We start from the raw sequence: 16,380 nt of genomic DNA on the forward strand, positions 1-16,380 counted from the left end.
CTGTGCATCTGCTCGGAACCCGAACCGCTCGGGCCGCGGCGACCGTCTCGACCGCCGTCGCGCTGACGCTCGCGCCACTGGCGGGGAGCGCGCAGGCCGGCAGCGAGGCAGCCACGGTCCACGGATGCCCCAGCGGCTACGTCTGCCTGTACCCGAACGCGAGCTGGAACAACGACCGGCCGGCGTTCAAGTGGTACCGCTACGGCTCGTACAACCTCAGCAACTAGTACGGCTACAAGCGCTTCTTCAACAACCAGACCGGCGACGCCAAGGCGCGCAACTGCCTCGGCTACAACGGCACCAACTGCCAGGGCAACCAGCCGGCCGGCACGTGGTACGACTACGACTACACCCCGTACAACTCGGTGAAGCTGGAACCGTAGACCCCTCACGCCCTCGCAGTCGTGGTCCACGCGAGAGCGGGCGACGACGTGTCGAGGAACCGCAGGTCCCGGGGATCGCCTGGCCCGCGCACCCGTCCCCTTGAGGGGGCGGGTGCGCGGTCTTCCCGCTCGGCCGGCCGGCGCCGTGGCCCTCGACCCCGCCCCGGGAACCCGTGACGGTGCGGCGCACACGCCCAAGCCCGTCGCCTCCTTCCGCGTGCCGGACGCGCGCGCCGGGGACTCAGCGACTTGAATGACGGACCATGACCACACAACCGTCGCACCTCACGATCCTGTTGGTTCCCGAACACCTCGCCGACGACAGCGCACCCGTCACCGAGGAGTCGGCCGTACGCGCGGCCGTCGTCGAAGCGACCGGTGAGACAGGAGCCTCCGGCTATCCCCGTTACGCCGGGAACGGCATGGTCGCCGACATCGATCCGAGCACCCGCACGGTCGAGGCGCTGCTCGTCGACGGACGGGAACTGGACTACGGACTGTCCGCCCGGGTGGCGGACGGCCCGGACCGCTGAGCCGTTGAGGTTTGCCGCCCCGGCCTCCACGGTCCGCCGGACCCGGCGGGCGTCCCCTGGCGTCCGCCGGGGGCCGTCTTCCGCCCAATCCCCCGACTCCGCCACCCTCCTGGCCATCAGCCGGTAGCGTCTTCGAGCACCACCGGGCCGCAACTGCGCGGCCCGGCCGGGACGTCGAAAGCCGAAGGGGCGGGTACCGATGACGGATGTGGAGACCTCTTTGAAAGAGGCCATGACCTCGATCGAAGGGAGCGTGGGGGCCGCGCTGGTCGACTACACGAGCGGCATGGCGCTCGGAACGCTGGGCGGCGGCAAGGACCTCGATCTGACGGTGGCCGCCGCGGGGAACACCGATGTGATCCGGGCGAAGCTCCGCACCATGGAGATGCTCGGCATCGAGGAGGACATCGAGGACGTGCTGATCACTCTCAGTGGCCAGTACCACCTCATCCGCCTGCTCAAGGGCCGGGGAGGCAACGGGCTGTTCCTTTACCTCGTACTGGACAAGGCCAGGGCCAACCTGGCGATGGCCCGGCACCAGCTCAAGCGCATCGAAGCCGGGCTGGAGCTGTAACGTCCCTCCTCTCCTTCCGGCCCCGCACGCCCACGAGTTGAAGAAGTCTGCAACTCGGAACATCCGAATGTGACGGGCCGAGCGCCCACCGGGGCCGGAAGGCGGGAGGATGACGGAAGCTGCGCGCCAAGGGGCCGGCAGGTCCAGCCGCCGGCTCGTGGAACGGTCGAATCCGGGTGGGAGTGTTGTCGCATGCAGGTGCCGCTGTACCAGGCGAAGGCCGAGTTCTTCCGCATGCTCGGGCACCCCGTCCGGATCCGCGTACTGGAACTGCTCCAGAACGGCCCCGTCCCCGTGCGCGAGCTGCTGAACGAGATCGAGGTCGAACCGTCCAACCTCTCCCAGCAGCTCGCGGTGCTGCGCCGGTCCGGGATCGTGGTGTCCATACGCGACGGCGCCACCGTCAGTTACGCGCTCGCCGGGGGCGACGTGGCCGAACTCCTGCGCGCCGCACGCCGCATTCTCACTGAACTGCTGGCCGGTCAGAGCGAGTTGCTCGCCGAACTCCGCGACGCGGAAAGCTCGGTCCCCACCGGCCCGCCCGTATGACGTGGCGGGGCCGGACGTCGCCGGCGACCCGGTGGACAGGGGCTGCCGTGCGTCGAGCGGCCCGCCGTCCTATCCGCTCAGCCTGTCCTCGATCCAGGCGGTGGCGAAGTCGACCACCGCCGCGGCCTCGAACAGGTGGCTGACGGCGGCGCCCACGCTGCCCCGACGCCCGATCCCCGCCGCCAGCATGTCCCGGACCATCACTTCGAACGCGTCCCGTCCCTCCGGCACCACGGCCGAGTAGTCGAAGGCTCCGTTCTCGGAGTCGATGTCGCGGAAGCGACGCCAGACCCGTCGGCCGTCCACCAGGACGGGCTGTTCGTAGTCCACGAACCGTTTGCCGGGGGCCGTGGCGAGCGCCTCGGCGTGGTGCAGCAGCGTCATGGTGTCCAGGGGGGCGCCCAGCAGAAGGACCCGCCCGCGGTGGCTGACCAGCCGTGCGAGCGGGCTGCCGGGACCGTGGGGGTCGTTCCACGGATGGTCGGCCATCAGCGCGTCCGCTGCCGCTCCCAGGGCCGCGAAGCCGACGTCGGGATGGCGGCTGCGCACGGCTCCGGGGTGACGGCGCAGTGCTTCCGGGAGACGGCCGTTGTGGCGGTCCGCCTCGCTGAGGCCGGGGTCGTAGGCGGGGTGCTCGGCCCGCAGTGCGTCCTGCCAGGCCGGCGGCCAGGTGCCGAAGTCGTAGGGGGGCGCGTCGTTCCAGCCGCAGGTCACCATGAGGGTTCCCCGGGTTCCGACCACGTCCTGGAGGGCGCCGATGACGGTCTGCGCTCCGCCGGCCACGTAACCGATGGCGGACATCCGGGTGTGGAACATGACGACGTCGCCGTCGCCGAGACCGAGCGTCGCCAGGTCCCGGCTGATCCGGCTTCGGGTCACGGGGCCTCGGGAACGCTTGAGCAAGTCCATGTCGGCCATGCCGACGAATCTATCGCCGTGGGGCGCGGTGCGGGCAAGCGCATTCCTCGACGACGGTGCGCGGCTGAGGAAGTGACGGGGGTGACGGCCGCGGGCCTTCCCGCAGGACGTGCGGACGTGGATGTCGGGGCGCACGTGGGCTCCGGGACACACGAGGTGCGTCAGCGGCCGACGCCTGGGCACACGAGTAGACATGTCCGGAATTCACGCGCGTCCCACGTACGGCCCGTTCCGTTCCGCTCCCGCCGGTGAGGCGGCCCCGCACGGGGCGAGGCGGGGGCGGCGCGACGGGTTCGGCAGGCGGTTGCGGCTCAGGCTCCTGGCGTACCGCGAGATCGAGTTCTGCTCCACCCGCATCCCCGGCGGGGCCGCCGACGCCCCGGGCGGCGGCCTCTGGCCGGAGGAGGACTGCCTGCTGTTCGTGCACGGCCGCAAGGTCGTCGGACAGATCCACTACCGCACCTGCACGCCCTGCGGTGAAGGCGTGATCACCGGAATCGACATCAGCGCGCACCTGCGGTCCACCGGCATCGGCACCCGGGCCCTCTCCCACCTCCGCGCCCGCCACCCCGGGGTCTCCTGGCACAGCACCCTCACGCGGCGCACGACACGTGACCTGTTGCGCCGCATGGGCATCCCCAGCGCCACGCCCCATCCCCTGTGCGTCCACGCCGACCGCACCGCGGCGCAGGAGCCGGGCCCTCAGTCGTCGCGGGCCGTCCCGCAGGCCGGACACAGCCCCCGGTAGACGACCGCCGCCTCCGCGACGGCGAAGCCGAAACGCTGATCGGCGGGCAGGGCGTCCAGCGGGTCGCCGTCCGGGTGCACGTCACGGATGACACCGCAGCCGGAGCACACCAGGTGCTGGTGCGGGCGGTGGGCGTTGGGGTCGTACCGTTTGGCGCGGCCGTCGGCGGCGAGTTCGGCGACCTCACCGAGCGAGACCATGTCGCCGAGGGTGTTGTAGACGGTCGCGCGGGAGATCTCCGGGAGCCGGCCGACCGCGCGCGCGTGCACCTCGTCCGCCGTGAGGTGGACGTGCTCGCCGTCGAGCACTTCCGCGACGACGCGCCGCTGGGAGGTCAGCCGCCAGCCGCGCCCGCGCAGCCGCCCAAGCAGGTCACTCATGAGGGCCGCCCCTTCGGTGTCGGCTCGGCGTCGGAGAAGTGCCGCAAAACTCACGGCAGTTGACAGAGTACGGAAGAAATAACAAACCGGCGAGCGTCTTGACCTGGAACCTGTCCACCATAGGATCGATTCCTGACGACGGGCCGGACGGGCCAGGGGAAGACCGGGCGTTCCGGTGAGGACCTCCCGCTCACTCGTCCTGCCGACCTGCCCAGTTGCGAGAGGACTCCACGGTGGACAACCACGACGCGCTCGTCACCGACGCGAAGACCGACGACACGGGTGCGACGGACGGCGCGGGAGGCTGCCCGGTCGTGCACGGCCGGGCCCCGCACCCCACCCAGGGAGGCGGCAACCGGCAGTGGTGGCCCGAGCGCCTCAACCTGAAGATCCTCGCCAAGAACCCCGCCGTGTCCAACCCGCTCGGCGAGGACTTCGACTACGCGAAGGCGTTCCTGGCCCTGGACCTCCCCGCCGTGAAGCGGGACATCGCCGAGGTGCTGACGACCTCGCAGGACTGGTGGCCGGCCGACTTCGGGCACTACGGCCCGCTGATGGTCCGGATGGCCTGGCACAGCGCGGGCACGTACCGCATCAGCGACGGCCGCGGCGGCGCGGGCGCCGGTCAGCAGCGGTTCGCGCCGCTCAACAGCTGGCCGGACAACGTCAGCCTGGACAAGGCGCGTCGGCTGCTGTGGCCGGTGAAGAAGAAGTACGGGCAGAGCCTGTCGTGGGCCGACCTGATGATCCTCACCGGCAACGTCGCCCTGGAGTCGATGGGCCTGGAGACCTTCGGCTTCGCCGGGGGCCGGGCCGACGTCTGGGAGCCCGACGAGGACGTCTACTGGGGCCCGGAGACCATCTGGCTCGACGACGAGCGCTACACCGGGGACCGTGAGCTGGAGAACCCGCTGGGCGCCGTCCAGATGGGGCTGATCTACGTCAACCCTGAGGGCCCCAACGGCACTCCGGACCCGATCGCCGCGGCCCGCGACATCCGGGAGACGTTCCGCCGGATGGCGATGAACGACGAGGAGACCGTCGCCCTGATCGCCGGCGGGCACACCTTCGGCAAGACGCACGGCGCGGGCCCCTCGGAATCCGTGGGCGACGACCCCGAGGCCGCCTCGCTGGAGCAGCAGGGATTCGGCTGGCGCAACAGCCACGGCACCGGCAAGGGCGCCGACACGATCACCAGTGGACTTGAGGGGATCTGGACGGACACCCCGACCGCCTGGGACAACTCCTTCTTCCAGATCCTCTTCGGCTACGAGTGGGAGCTGTTCAAGAGCCCGGCGGGCGCCCACCAGTGGCGTCCGAAGGACGGGGCGGGGGCGGGCACCGTGCCCGACGCCCACGACCCCTCGAAGACGCACGCCCCAACCATGCTGACGACCGACCTCGCGCTGCGCCTGGACCCGGCGTACGAGGCGATCTCGCGGCGCTTCAAGGACGACCAGGCCGCGTTCGCGGACGCCTTCGCCCGCGCCTGGTTCAAGCTGACGCACCGTGACATGGGCCCGGTCGTACGGTACTTGGGCCCCGAGGTACCGAGCGAGACGCTGCTGTGGCAGGACCCGCTGCCCGAGCTGGACCACGAGACGGTCGGGGACGCGGAGATCGCCGACCTCAAGGAGCGGGTGCTCTCCTGCGGCCTGTCCGTGTCCGACCTGGTGTCGACCGCCTGGGCGTCGGCCGCGTCCTTCCGCGGCAGCGACAAGCGGGGCGGGGCCAACGGCGCCCGGATCCGGCTGGAGCCGCAGAGCGGGTGGGAGGTCAACGAGCCCGACCGCCTCGCGCGGGTCCTCCGTACCCTGGAGGGCATCCAGGAGTCCTTCCACGCGGGCCGCACCGACGGGAAGCGGATCTCCCTCGCGGACCTGATCGTCCTCGCGGGCGGCGTCGGCGTGGAGAAGGCGGCGAAGGACGCGGGCACGGACGTTCGGGTGCCGTTCACGCCGGGCCGGGTGGACGCCTCGCAGGAGCAGACCGACGTGGAGTCGTTCGCCGCGCTGGAGCCGACCGCCGACGGCTTCCGCAACTACCTCGGCAAGGGCCACCGGCTGCCCGCCGAGTACCTCCTGATCGACCGCGCCAACCTGCTGAACCTGAGCGCCCCGGAGCTCACCGTCCTCGTCGGCGGGCTGCGCGTGCTGGGCGCCAACCACCAGGGGTCGCAGGCCGGTGTGCTCACGAAGTCCCCGGGAACGCTGACGAACGACTTCTTCGTCAACCTGCTGGACATGGGCACGCGGTGGCAGTCGGTCGCCGGTGACGCCAACGCGTTCGAGGGCCGCGACGCCGCCACCGGCGACATCAGGTGGTCGGGCACCCGCGCCGACCTCGTGTTCGGCTCGAACTCCGAACTGCGCGCGGTCGCCGAGGTCTACGCGAGCGACGACGCGAAGTCGAAGTTCGTCACGGACTTCGTCGCGGCGTGGCACAAGGTGATGGAGCTGGACCGGTTCGACCTGGTCTGACGCACCGGACGGGCCGGCCGGGCGGTGAGCCGGCCGGCCCGTTGGCGTACCGGTGTGCGCGGCGTGCTGTGCCCTTCGGCGCGGCGTACGTACCGGTGCGCCCGGCATGCCGTGCCCTTCGGCGGCGTACATACCGGTGCGCCCGGCATGCCGTGTCCTTCGGCGCTTGTGGGCCGCCGTCGGGCCGGGGTGCCTGCCTCCAGTAGTGCTTGCCAGAGGGGTGCTTGCTCCAGAGGTGCTCGCCAGAGGGGTGCCTGCTCCAGAGGTGCTCGCGGCACGGCCGACGGCTGCTGCCGCCGCGCGGGATCAGCGGCTGCGCTTGATGGTCGTGCGGATCCAGTCCGCGTAGGCCGGCACGTTGGCGTAGAGGCCCGGCCCCGCGGAGCACGCGACGTCCGGAGCGCCGGGGCCCGAGGTGACTCCGACGAGCTCCCAGCGCCCGCCCCTGCCCTTCTGGAGCTGGGGGCCGCCCGAGTCGCCGAAGCACGCCATGGCCCGCGGCACGCGGCTGATCGTGCAGAGCCGGGTCCGGTCAGCGTAGCCGGGGGCACACTCGCCGACGGCGCCCCTGCGCGTGTCGAGCTGCTGCATGCGCGCCGGCCACGTCAGCTCGGTGTCCGACGTCGTACCGAAACCGAGGATCCTGGTCGGCGTGCCGGGCCGCCCCGCCCGCTCCGCGATGCGGACGGGCTTCTCGGTGACGGGGCGGTCGAGGCGGACCAGCGCGATGTCGTGCTTGTTGGCGCTCGTCCCGTCGCCGCTGACGAAACCGGGGTGGACGACCGTGCGCTCGATGGCGCGGACGGTCCCCCCGCTCTTGCGGTGCGCACTGCCGATCCGGACGGTGCCCTCCAGTTCGAGGCCGTCGCCCCGGACGCAGTGGGCCGCCGTGAGCACCCACCGCGGGTCGATCAGCGACGCCCCGCAGTTGCCGTCGTGCACCCCGTGCTTGGGGGCGGACTCGGGAATGGTCGCCATGAACGGGTAGCGCTCCGTGGAATCGGTGCCGTTCACGATCGCTCCGGCGCTGCCCGTCATCAGGGTGGCGCACGTCGCGACCGCGAGAGCGCCGACGGCGGTGGTGCGCGCGGCACGGCGGCGAACCGACCTCAAGCTGAACACATGGGTTCCTTCCCCTCGGAGATCCGTAGGTGTCCACCCTGCTCGCTCAAGATCACCGGTGCCATCCGGCTAGCGGGCCCCGGTGTGCTGGGGGTATCCCCCGGGGGTTGTCCCCACCTCGTCCCCGCCGCGTATCACCTGGTCATGCGCCGAGCGTCTCGTCGAAGAAGTCGTCGATGTGGGCGAGGACGCGGTCACGGTCCGAGCCGGGCAGGCCCATCGCCACGTGGGTGCTGAACCCGTCGAGCAGGGCCCGGACGCGGGTCGCGATGCGTTCCGCGTCCACCGGGCGGAGTTCACCGCGCGAGGCGCCCTCGACGAGCAGGGCCACCAGGTCGCGGTGCCAGGACAGTTCGATGTCCAGGAGCCGGCCGCGGGCCGCGTCGTCGAGGGCGCGGGCCCGGTTCCACAGCTCCAGCCAGAGCGTCCAGTGCGGGTCGCGGGGCGCCTCGGGGACGTACAACCGCACGTACGCGCCGAGACGTTCACGCACCGGGACCTGCCGGGCGAGAGCGGAGCGGCGTTCCACGCCCAGTTGCTCCTCGCTCCACTCCAGGGTGCGCAACAGCAATTCGTCCTTGGACCGGAAGTAGTAGAGGAGGTGGCCGCTGCTCATCCCGACCTCCCGCCCCAGCCCGGCCATGGTCAGCTTCTCCAGGCCGTCGTCCGCGATGGCCGCCATGGCGGCGGCGAACACGGTCTCGCGCGACGGGGCGGACTTGCGGCGACGGGGGGCGGGGGCTTCGGCGGCATCCTTCACCCGTCCGTTGTACCTGACGCGGGGTGACCGGTCGGCGGGCGGCGGCCACGACGGCCGGGCCGACCGGCGGCCGAGTGATCGAGGGGTGAACGGAACCGGGGGCGGCGCGCCTGCCGGGATCCGCCCCCGGGCCGCCAGTGATCTTCATCTCTTCCGGTGGCGGGGGCGATTCCGGTCCGGGGCTTTTGTCCAGGGATGTACAAATGTCTGCGCAGGCCGGGCAGCTTCGTCGCCCTCGCCGGTTCGACGGCCGATTCCGTCGGCTTCGGACCTCCCGGGATTCCGGTAACTTCCCAGCATCGGCAGCAGGTCGGCGGCCGAAGGGACCCTCCTGTCGGTACCCGCGCCGGCCGTTCTGTCCGCACCTGTTCCCGCCGTCAGCTGTGAAGGACCATGATGAGCGAATCAGTCGTCCCGCTCCCGGACCGGGGCTCCTTGTCGGAGCTCCTGGACGCCGAGAGAACCCGTGCGCTGCAGAGGATCATGCCCCCCTGGGTCTATTTCCTCCTCAGCGTCACCGCCGCGGCCGGCGTCTGGCTGCCGTCCGAACCGGCGGCCCGGACCGTGGCGGTCGCCTCGGCACTGATCCCCGGCGCCGCCATGCTGCTGCGCACCGGCGCGCTGACCCGGGCCGTCGTCCTGTACCAGGACGAGGGCGAGGACGGCGAGGACGCCGCGGACACCCGGCGGATGGCCGGCCGGATGATCGCGATCACCATTGCCGTGGTCTCGGTGGTCCTCGGCGTTGTCGCCCTGCTGATACCGCTGACCTGGCTGCGTATCGCGCTTCCTGTGATGTGCCTGTGGTTCGTCTACGACCTCGTTCGCATGCGTCGCAGCCGGGCGCAGGCGCAGCAGGTGATCCAGCGGGCCGAGGCGCAGGACTGGTACCCGGCGTACACGCGGCTCATCGACGAGCGCCGCGCGACGCTCGGCTGACCGACTCACCCGGCGGCCGGCCCGGCACGAGGATCGCCGGTGAGGCCAACCGCGCCCGCGCCGCCGGGGGCTCGCGCTTTCCCGCCTCGTCGGACCCCGGCCGCCCGGCCGGGGTCCGACGAGGGGAGCCCGTGGCCGGTCTCACACCTTCGGCTGCTGCTGGGTGACGCAGTGGATGCCGCCACCGCCCGCGAAGATCGTGCGGGCGTCGACGAGGACCACTTCGCGGTCCGGGAAGAGGCGGCGGAAGAGCGCGGCGGCCTCCTCGTCGCGGGGGTCGTCGAAGGCGCACAGGACGACGCCGCCGTTGCAGAGGTAGTGGTTGATGTAGGAGTGGTCGACCCAGTGGCCTTCCTCGTCCTTGACGCCTGCCGGGGCCGGGACCTCGATCACCCGCAGCGGGCGGCCCGTGGCGTCCGTCTCGGCGCGCAGCAGAGCGGCGATGTCCTTGCAGAGGTCGTGGTCCGGGTGGGCGGGGTCGGGCTGGGAGTGGACGAGGACCACGCCGGGGGCGGCGAACGCGGCGACGATGTCGACGTGGCCGAGGGTGCCGTAACCGTGCGGAGGGTAGTCGGCGGTCAGGCCGCGGGGCAGCCAGATCGCCTTCGTGGTGCCGAGCTTCGCGTGGATCTCCGCCTCGACCTGTTCCCTGGTCCAGCCGGGGTTGCGGTCGGGGCCGAGCTGGACGGTCTCGGTGAGCAGGACGGTGCCCTCGCCGTCGACGTGCAGCCCGCCGCCCTCGTTGACCAGGCGCGAGGCGTGGACGGGTACGGCGGCGAGGTCGGCGACGTGTGCGGCGACTTTCGCGTCGTGCTCCCAGGACGCCCACTCCTGGGCGCCCCATCCGTTGAACACCCAGTCCACCGCGGCCAGTTGCCCGCTCGTCACGTCGGTGACGAAGGTGGGGCCGATGTCGCGCATCCACGCGTCGTCGAGTGCGTGCTCGACGAGGTCGACGTCGGGGCCCAGGAGGGCGGCGGCGCTGTCGGCCTGCCCGGGGGCCACGACCATGGTGACGGGTTCGAAGCGTCGCACCGCACGGGCCACCGCCGCCCATGCCTCGCGGGACTCGGCGAGTTCCGCCGGGTCGGAGAAGGTGGTGTTGGGGCCGGGCCAGGCCATCCAGGTGCGCTCGTGCGGGGCCCATTCGGCGGGCATGCGGAACATGGTCGTCCTTGGGAGGGTGTCGGGTTTTCGCAGGTCAGAGGAAGTACAGGCGGTTGAGCGGGACGGAGTCGGAGGGTGCGGAGCGCAGCGGGTCGCCGTCGAGGGTGACCAGGCCCGTACGGCCGTCGACGTCGACCCTTCCGGTACGGGAGTTGAGGAGGAGGTCGGCGGGGCCGATGCCGCGGGTGCCGCGGACGGCGACCCTGCGGCGGCGGGTGGGCATGTGGTCGTTGCCCTGGTCGAGGGCCGCTCGGGCGACGAAGGCGACGGAGAGGTCGGCGGGTGCCGCGCCGTGCGCCCCGAACAGCGGGCCCAGGACGAGGGGTTCGCAGGTGTCGGTGGCGGCGTTCGGGTCGCCGGTGACTCCGTACGCGGGGAAGCCCGATTTCAGGACGAGTTGCGGTTTGGCCCCGAAGGAGTCGGGCCGCCACAGGACGATGTCCGCCATCTTGCCGACTTCCACGGAGCCGACCTCGTGGGCGAGGCCGTGGGCGAGGGCGGGGTTGACGGTCAGCTTGGCCAGGTAGCGCAGGACCCGGGCGTTGTCGTCGTCGCCCTCGGCGCCGCGCTCCGCCTTCATCTTCCCGGCGAGTTGGAAGGTGCGGCGCACGGTCTCCCCCGCGCGGCCCATGCCCTGGGCGTCGGAGGAGGTGATGCCGATGGCCCCGAGGTCGTGCAGGACGTCCTCCGCACCCATCGTTCCGGCGCGGATGCGGTCGCGGGCCATGGCGGCGTCGCCCGGCAGGTCGGTCTTCAGGTCGTGTACGGAGACGATCATTCCGTAGTGCTCGGCGACGGCGTCCCGGCCGAAGGGCAGGGTGGGGTTGGTGGAGGAGCCGATGACGTTCGGCACGCCCGCCATCTTCAGGACGTTGGGTACGTGTCCGCCGCCGCAGCCCTCGATGTGGAAGGCGTGGATCGTCCGGCCCTCCAGCACCCTGAGGGTGTCCTCGACGGACAGGCACTCGTTCAGCCCGTCGCTGTGCAGGGCGACCTGGACGTCGTGTTCCTCCGCGACCCGCAGCGCGGTGTCCAGCGCACGGGTGTGCGCGCCCATGTCCTCGTGGACCTTGAACCCGGACGCCCCGCCCTCGGCGAGCGCCTCGACCAGCGGCGCGCCGTGCGAGGACGAACCCCGGGCCAGGAAACCGATGTTGACGGGCCAGGCGTCGAAGGCGCTGAAGGCGTGGCGCAGCGCCCAGGGCGAGTTGACGCCGACGCCCCAGACCGGGCCGAACTCCTGGCCGATGATCGTGGTCACCCCGGAGGCGAGGGATGCCTCCATGATCCGGGGCGAGAGGAGGTGGACGTGGGTGTCCACCGCTCCGGCGGTGGCGATCAGGCCCTCGCCGGAGACGATGCTGGTCCCGGTGCCGACGACGACGTCGACGCCGTCGAGGGTGTCGGGGTTGCCGGCCCTGCCGACTCCAGAGATGCGCCCTTCCCGGATCCCGATGGACACCTTCCGGATGCCCTGGACGGCGTCGATGAGCAGCACGTTGCTGATGACCACGTCGCAGGTGTCGCGCACTGCGGCGGCCTTGAGGTGCAGACCGTCGCGGGCGGTCTTGCCGAAGCCGGCGAGGAACTCGTCGCCTGGACGCTGGGAGTCGGACTCCACCCGCACCACGAGCCCGGAGTCCCCGAGCCGCACCCGGTCGCCGGTCCGGGGGCCGTGCACGGCGGCGTACTCGTACGGGGTGATGGCAGCGCTCATGGGGTCGCCTCCGTCGGGCGGGGGGTGGTGGGGCAGGAAGACACAGGGGCCACGGGGCGGACCTCCGGCCCGGCACACGCGCGCCGGGCCGACGGCACCGGACGGGCGGGCGGCGGCGGTACGGGATCCGGCGGCGGTACGGGACCGGCGGACGGCACGGGGTCGGCGGACAGCACGGGGCGGGCCGCCCGGACGGGACCGGTCGCCAGTACGGGAGGGCCCGGCGCTACGGGACGGCCCGGCGGCGCTACGGGCCTGCCCGGCGGGGGCTCAGTCCTGCCCGACGGGGACACGGGCCTGCCCGACGGGGCTACGGGCCTGCCCGACGGGGCTACGGGACCGGCGGACGGCACGGCGCGGGCCGGGCGGTGCGGTGCGGCCGGGTTGCCGGTCATGGCCGCGCTCCGAGGTAGCCGCATGCCGCCGCCCTGCGCAGGGACTCCTCCTTCGCCCCCGGGGCGTCGAGCGCGCCGTCGACCAGGCCGGCGAAGCCGATCGCGACCCGGTCGCCGCCGATCGGGAGCAACCCCACCTCCGCACTCTCGCCGGGGCCGAAGCGGAAGGAGGAGCCGGCGGGCACGGCGAGCCGCATCCCGTACGCGGCGGCCCGCGGGAAGTCCAGCCGGGGGTTCGCCTCGAAGAAGTGGAAGTGCGAGGTGACGGACACCGGCACGTCGGCGGTGTTGCGCACGGTGATCCGTACGGTCGGCGCGGGGTCCTCGTACCCGGGGCCGGGCAGCAGCGCCCCGGGGGCGTCCTCGCCGAGCGTGCCGCCGCCGAGGGGGTCGCTCACCACGGCGAGCCGGGAACCGTCGTCGAAGACCGCCTCGACGTGCACCTCGGTGACGACGTCGGCGACGCCCGGCAGGACGTCGTCGGGGCCGAGCACCCGGCGGGCCGCCTCGATCGCCTCCGCGAGCCGCCGCCCGTCCCGCGCCGCCTCGCAGACGGTGTCCGCGATCAGGGCGGTCGCCTCGGGGACGTTGAGCCGCAGCCCGCGCGCCCTGCGGGCCCGAGCGAGCTCCGCCGCCCCGAAGAGCAGCAGCCGGTCACGTTCGGTCGGGGTCAGTCGCACGCTTTCACTCCTCCGGTTCACCCTTCCGCACTAGTTAGAACACCACTCTAAACATGAGGCGTCCCGATAGGAAACACGGCCGCGACCTTGGGTCGGACACCGAGCATCTTCCGGCTTTGGAACGGGCATGGAGCACTTCGCGGCAGGCACCCAGCCTGTTCCGCATTTGAGCAGCACTCAAACACGCCACGTCCGAGCGCGGCGAATCTTCGTCGGAATACATGACCGAGGGTGTCGTGATTCTTTGCGAGGCTCATGACCACGACGTCGAAGCCGTCGGCCCCGGGCCGCCGGTCGTACGTACTTCCGCGAAGCGAAGGACTCTGACATGGCAGTGGAACGCACAGCGGTCAACCCCGTGGCGTGGTCGGTGGGGATGGGGTTCAACCAGGGCGAGGTCGTCTCCGGGCACACCCGGACCCTGTACGTCTCGGGACAGACCGCGATGAGCGACGAGGGCGAGCCGCAGCACGACGGCGACATGGAGGCGCAGTTGGCGCTGAGCGTCGACAACCTTGAGGCCGTGCTCCGCGAGGCGGGCATGACTCTGGCGAACCTCGTGCGCCTCAACGTCTACACGACCGACGTGGATCAGCTCTTCCCGCACTACGGCGTGCTGGCGGCGCGGTTGGGCGCGGCCGGAGTGGCGCCGACCACCACGATGCTCGGGGTGACGCGGCTGGCGATCCCCGGCCAGCTGGTGGAACTGGAGGGAACCGCCGTCGCGTGACGCGACCGGGCCGGTCAGGGGGCCAGGCCGGTGGGGGCCGTGCCGGTGGGGGCCGGGCCGGTGGGGGCCGGGCCGGTGGGGGCCGGGCTGGTGTGGGGCCGGGCTGGTAGGGGGCCGGGCTGGTGTGGGGCCGGGCTGGTAGGGGGCCGGGCTGGTGTGGGGCGGCTCGTGGGGGGCGGGCCGGTGAGGGCCGGACCGGGGGCCTGGACCGGGGGCCCGGCTCGTGGGGGCGGGCTCGTGTAGGGGCCGGATCGGGACGGGGCCGGGCCGGACCGGCCAGAGCCCGCCCCCGCTCCGTCCCTTCAGGTCCGGGAGGCCGGCCAGCTGATCCCGGCCGCCACCGGCAGGTGGTCGCTGCCGGTGGCCGGAAGCACCCGCGAACTCATCGGTTCCATCCCCCGCACCATGATCTGGTCGATCCGTACCAGCGGGAACTTCGCCGGCCAGCTGAAGCCGAAGCCGTGCCCGGCCTCCTCGTGGACGGGGCGCAGTTGAGCGGTGAGGACGTTCAACGCACGGTCGCCCGTGGTGCCGTTCAGGTCACCGAGCAGGACCACCCGCTCGTTCGGCTCGGCGGCGACGGCCTCCGCGAGCGCCCGCGCGCCCCTGTCCCGGTCGGCCGTCGCGTAGCCCTCCCGGGGGTTGACACGTACGGAACCGAGGTGGGCGACGTACACGGCGAGTGGCCCGCGGGCCGTGTGCACCGTGGTGCGCAGCGACCTGTTGTAGGCCGTCCTGACATGCGGCGGTTTGGCGTCCCCGAGCGGGCCGACGTCCATCAGGGTGTCGACGGGCCGGGTGTGCGACAGCGGACGCCTGCTCCACAGGCCGACCGTGCCCTGCACCGTGTGGTGCGGATACGCCTTCGCCAACTCCCTCTCGTACGTGCTCCGGGCGTCCTCGGTCACCTCCAGCAGGGCCAGCAGGTCCGCACCGGAGGCGGCCAGGTCGCGGGCGGTGCCGAGGGGATCGGGGTTCCCGGCGCCGACGTTGTGGCTGACCACGGTGAGGTCGGCGGCCGGGCGGGCCTTGTCGCCCAGCAGCCCGCCGAATTGGGCCGGCCACACCGCGACCGGCACCAGGAGTGCGACGGCCGCGGTGGCGGAGCGGCGCCGCAGCGCCGCGAGCAACAGCACCGGGACGGGCAGGCCGAACCAGGGCAGGAACGTCTCCACCAGGCTGCCGAGCCCGCCGACCCGGTTCGGGATGTGCGCGTGGAGCAGCATGAGCAGGCCGAGGAGCAGCGCCGACCCGGCGAGCAGCGCGCCGCGCTTCCACGGCCCGGACGGCGACGGCGTACGACCGCCCACCACACCCCCGGATCCGGCAACCGCGGTACCTGTGACCGGGGAACGGGCCTGTGTCGCACCCCCGTCGGCACCCGATGCCCGGACGTCCCCCCGGTTCCTGCCCCGGGGTTCCGTGGTGTCCGCCATCGTCATCGTCCGCTCTCTTCCCTGCGTCCAGTCGACGGCTTTGAGGCCGCCGGATTCGGGCGGCCGGCTGCCGCTGTCCGTCGTCCGGTCACTGCTGCTGCGACTGCTGTCTCTCGGCTCGTCACCGCCGCATCCGCGGGTCCTGGGTGGGGTCGGCGAACATCGGCGGGCAGGTGCTGCCGATCGCCTCGGCGCGCAGTTCGTAGTGCCACGGTTCGTTGCCGTAGATCCGGCACAGCCCGTACGCGGCCCCGTGCCGGGACAGCCATGTCGTCGCCTCGGAGCGTCCGACGTCGACCGCGTCGCCCGACACGTGCGGGGAGGTCGCCGCGGTGGCCACCCAGCGGGAGGCCTCCTCCTCGGACCCGTACTGGGAGACCGCCTCGCGCAGGAGCCGGTTCTGGTAAGCGGGGGAGCGCCACCCGCTGTTGACGTGGAACTCGACTCCCGCGTCCGCGGCGTCCCGCGCGGCCCGGCGCAGGGCCTTGAGCAGGTCCGGGTCGAGCCTGTTCACGGCCGGGAACGCGTCGTCGAAGACCGACACGCCCTCGGGCACGACGCCGTCGGCCCGGCCCGCCGAGGCCCGGGGCCCGCTTCCGGGCCGCTCCGCCGGCGCCCCGGTCGGAAGAGGGCGGTCGGGCGGTGACGACGAGGCCGAAGCGGGCGGGGACTTCGATCCCTGGTGGCCGAGGACCGTGGTGATCACCGCCAGGACGGCCGCCAGGCCGAGGACGACGAGCCGGCGGACGCGTCGGGTGGCGGGGGCTGCGAGGGCATCGGTTCGAGTCATACCTCCACTGGAGGCGACGGGGCGTTGTCGGCCCGTATGCGGTTTTTGATACACCGGCGATAGGGACCGGCTCGTAGCC

Annotated in this window: 17 protein-coding genes; 8 read left to right on the forward strand and 9 right to left on the reverse strand. The window is 72.4% G+C overall.

Annotation, left to right across the window (positions count from 1 at the left end):
- Nucleotides 1-2 precede the first annotated feature (2 nt).
- The 4 genes from ACQPZG_RS01155 to ACQPZG_RS01170 all read left to right on the forward strand — a co-directional run bounded on the left by ACQPZG_RS01155 (nt 3) and on the right by ACQPZG_RS01170 (nt 2,039).
- Complete coding sequence (locus ACQPZG_RS01155; RefSeq protein WP_433543859.1) at nt 3-227, forward strand: hypothetical protein; 225 nt, start codon at nt 3-5, stop codon at nt 225-227.
- A gap of 419 nt (nt 228-646) precedes the next feature.
- A complete protein-coding gene (locus ACQPZG_RS01160) occupies nt 647-916 on the forward strand; it encodes a hypothetical protein (protein WP_433543860.1) in 270 nt (89 codons plus the stop codon).
- 199 nt (nt 917-1,115) lie between these two features.
- Nucleotides 1,116-1,490: a hypothetical protein gene (locus ACQPZG_RS01165; RefSeq protein WP_433543861.1), complete on the forward strand. Its 375-nt coding sequence runs from the start codon at nt 1,116-1,118 to the stop codon at nt 1,488-1,490.
- 192 nt (nt 1,491-1,682) lie between these two features.
- Complete coding sequence (locus tag ACQPZG_RS01170) at nt 1,683-2,039, forward strand: ArsR/SmtB family transcription factor (RefSeq protein WP_433543862.1); 357 nt, start codon at nt 1,683-1,685, stop codon at nt 2,037-2,039.
- Between the two features lie 69 nt (nt 2,040-2,108).
- Here the strand turns inward: ACQPZG_RS01170 and aac(3) are convergent, their stop codons facing one another.
- Nucleotides 2,109-2,957 (reverse strand): aminoglycoside 3-N-acetyltransferase, encoded by an 849-nt coding sequence (gene aac(3), locus ACQPZG_RS01175; RefSeq protein WP_433543863.1) that lies wholly within the window; start codon nt 2,955-2,957, stop codon nt 2,109-2,111.
- A gap of 193 nt (nt 2,958-3,150) precedes the next feature.
- Between aac(3) and ACQPZG_RS01180 the strand changes: the two genes are divergently transcribed.
- Nucleotides 3,151-3,705: a hypothetical protein gene (locus tag ACQPZG_RS01180; protein WP_433543864.1), complete on the forward strand. Its 555-nt coding sequence runs from the start codon at nt 3,151-3,153 to the stop codon at nt 3,703-3,705.
- Here ACQPZG_RS01180 and ACQPZG_RS01185 read toward each other — a convergent pair.
- Nucleotides 3,660-4,085, reverse strand: a complete 426-nt coding sequence (locus ACQPZG_RS01185) for a Fur family transcriptional regulator (protein ID WP_433543865.1) — start codon at nt 4,083-4,085, stop codon at nt 3,660-3,662. The genes ACQPZG_RS01180 and ACQPZG_RS01185 overlap by 46 nt on opposite strands.
- 233 nt (nt 4,086-4,318) lie before the next feature.
- Between ACQPZG_RS01185 and katG the strand changes: the two genes are divergently transcribed.
- Complete coding sequence (gene katG, locus ACQPZG_RS01190) at nt 4,319-6,565, forward strand: catalase/peroxidase HPI (RefSeq protein ID WP_433543866.1); 2,247 nt, start codon at nt 4,319-4,321, stop codon at nt 6,563-6,565.
- Nucleotides 6,566-6,871: 306 nt separating this feature from the next.
- On the opposite strand, the gene ACQPZG_RS01195 is transcribed toward katG, so the two are convergent.
- Together ACQPZG_RS01195 and ACQPZG_RS01200 are read right to left on the reverse strand one after the other, a co-directional pair.
- Entirely contained in the window at nt 6,872-7,687 is an 816-nt protein-coding gene (locus tag ACQPZG_RS01195; protein WP_433543867.1) for a S1 family peptidase, read from the reverse strand.
- Nucleotides 7,688-7,829: 142 nt separating this feature from the next.
- Nucleotides 7,830-8,447 (reverse strand): TetR/AcrR family transcriptional regulator, encoded by a 618-nt coding sequence (locus ACQPZG_RS01200; RefSeq protein WP_433543868.1) that lies wholly within the window; start codon nt 8,445-8,447, stop codon nt 7,830-7,832.
- A 393-nt stretch (nt 8,448-8,840) separates the two neighbouring features.
- On the opposite strand from ACQPZG_RS01200, the gene ACQPZG_RS01205 reads away from it, so the two are divergent.
- Nucleotides 8,841-9,386, forward strand: a complete 546-nt coding sequence (locus ACQPZG_RS01205; RefSeq protein ID WP_433543869.1) for a hypothetical protein — start codon at nt 8,841-8,843, stop codon at nt 9,384-9,386.
- A gap of 141 nt (nt 9,387-9,527) precedes the next feature.
- Here ACQPZG_RS01205 and ACQPZG_RS01210 read toward each other — a convergent pair whose 3' ends face one another.
- From ACQPZG_RS01210 to ureA, 3 genes are all read right to left on the reverse strand, one after another.
- Nucleotides 9,528-10,553, reverse strand: a complete 1,026-nt coding sequence (locus ACQPZG_RS01210) for an agmatine deiminase family protein (RefSeq protein ID WP_433543870.1) — start codon at nt 10,551-10,553, stop codon at nt 9,528-9,530.
- 34 nt (nt 10,554-10,587) lie between these two features.
- Entirely contained in the window at nt 10,588-12,270 is a 1,683-nt protein-coding gene (locus ACQPZG_RS01215; RefSeq protein WP_433543871.1) for an urease subunit alpha, read from the reverse strand.
- Between the two features lie 391 nt (nt 12,271-12,661).
- Nucleotides 12,662-13,345 (reverse strand): urease subunit gamma, encoded by a 684-nt coding sequence (ureA, locus tag ACQPZG_RS01220; RefSeq protein ID WP_433543872.1) that lies wholly within the window; start codon nt 13,343-13,345, stop codon nt 12,662-12,664.
- Nucleotides 13,346-13,673: 328 nt separating this feature from the next.
- On the opposite strand from ureA, the gene ACQPZG_RS01225 reads away from it, so the two are divergent.
- A complete protein-coding gene (locus tag ACQPZG_RS01225) occupies nt 13,674-14,075 on the forward strand; it encodes a RidA family protein (RefSeq protein WP_433543873.1) in 402 nt (133 codons plus the stop codon).
- 302 nt (nt 14,076-14,377) lie between these two features.
- Here ACQPZG_RS01225 and ACQPZG_RS01230 read toward each other — a convergent pair whose 3' ends face one another.
- Both ACQPZG_RS01230 and ACQPZG_RS01235 read right to left on the reverse strand, forming a co-directional pair.
- Nucleotides 14,378-15,301 carry an endonuclease/exonuclease/phosphatase family protein gene (locus tag ACQPZG_RS01230; protein WP_433544582.1) on the reverse strand — a complete coding sequence of 308 codons (924 nt, stop codon included), beginning with the start codon at nt 15,299-15,301 and terminating at the stop codon, nt 14,378-14,380.
- Nucleotides 15,302-15,632: 331 nt separating this feature from the next.
- A complete protein-coding gene (locus tag ACQPZG_RS01235) occupies nt 15,633-16,301 on the reverse strand; it encodes a M15 family metallopeptidase (RefSeq protein WP_433543874.1) in 669 nt (222 codons plus the stop codon).
- Nucleotides 16,302-16,380: the final 79 nt, after the last annotated feature.

The sequence above is a fragment of the Streptomyces sp. CA-294286 genome (genome assembly GCF_050947155.1).
Lineage (GTDB): Bacteria > Actinomycetota > Actinomycetes > Streptomycetales > Streptomycetaceae > Streptomyces.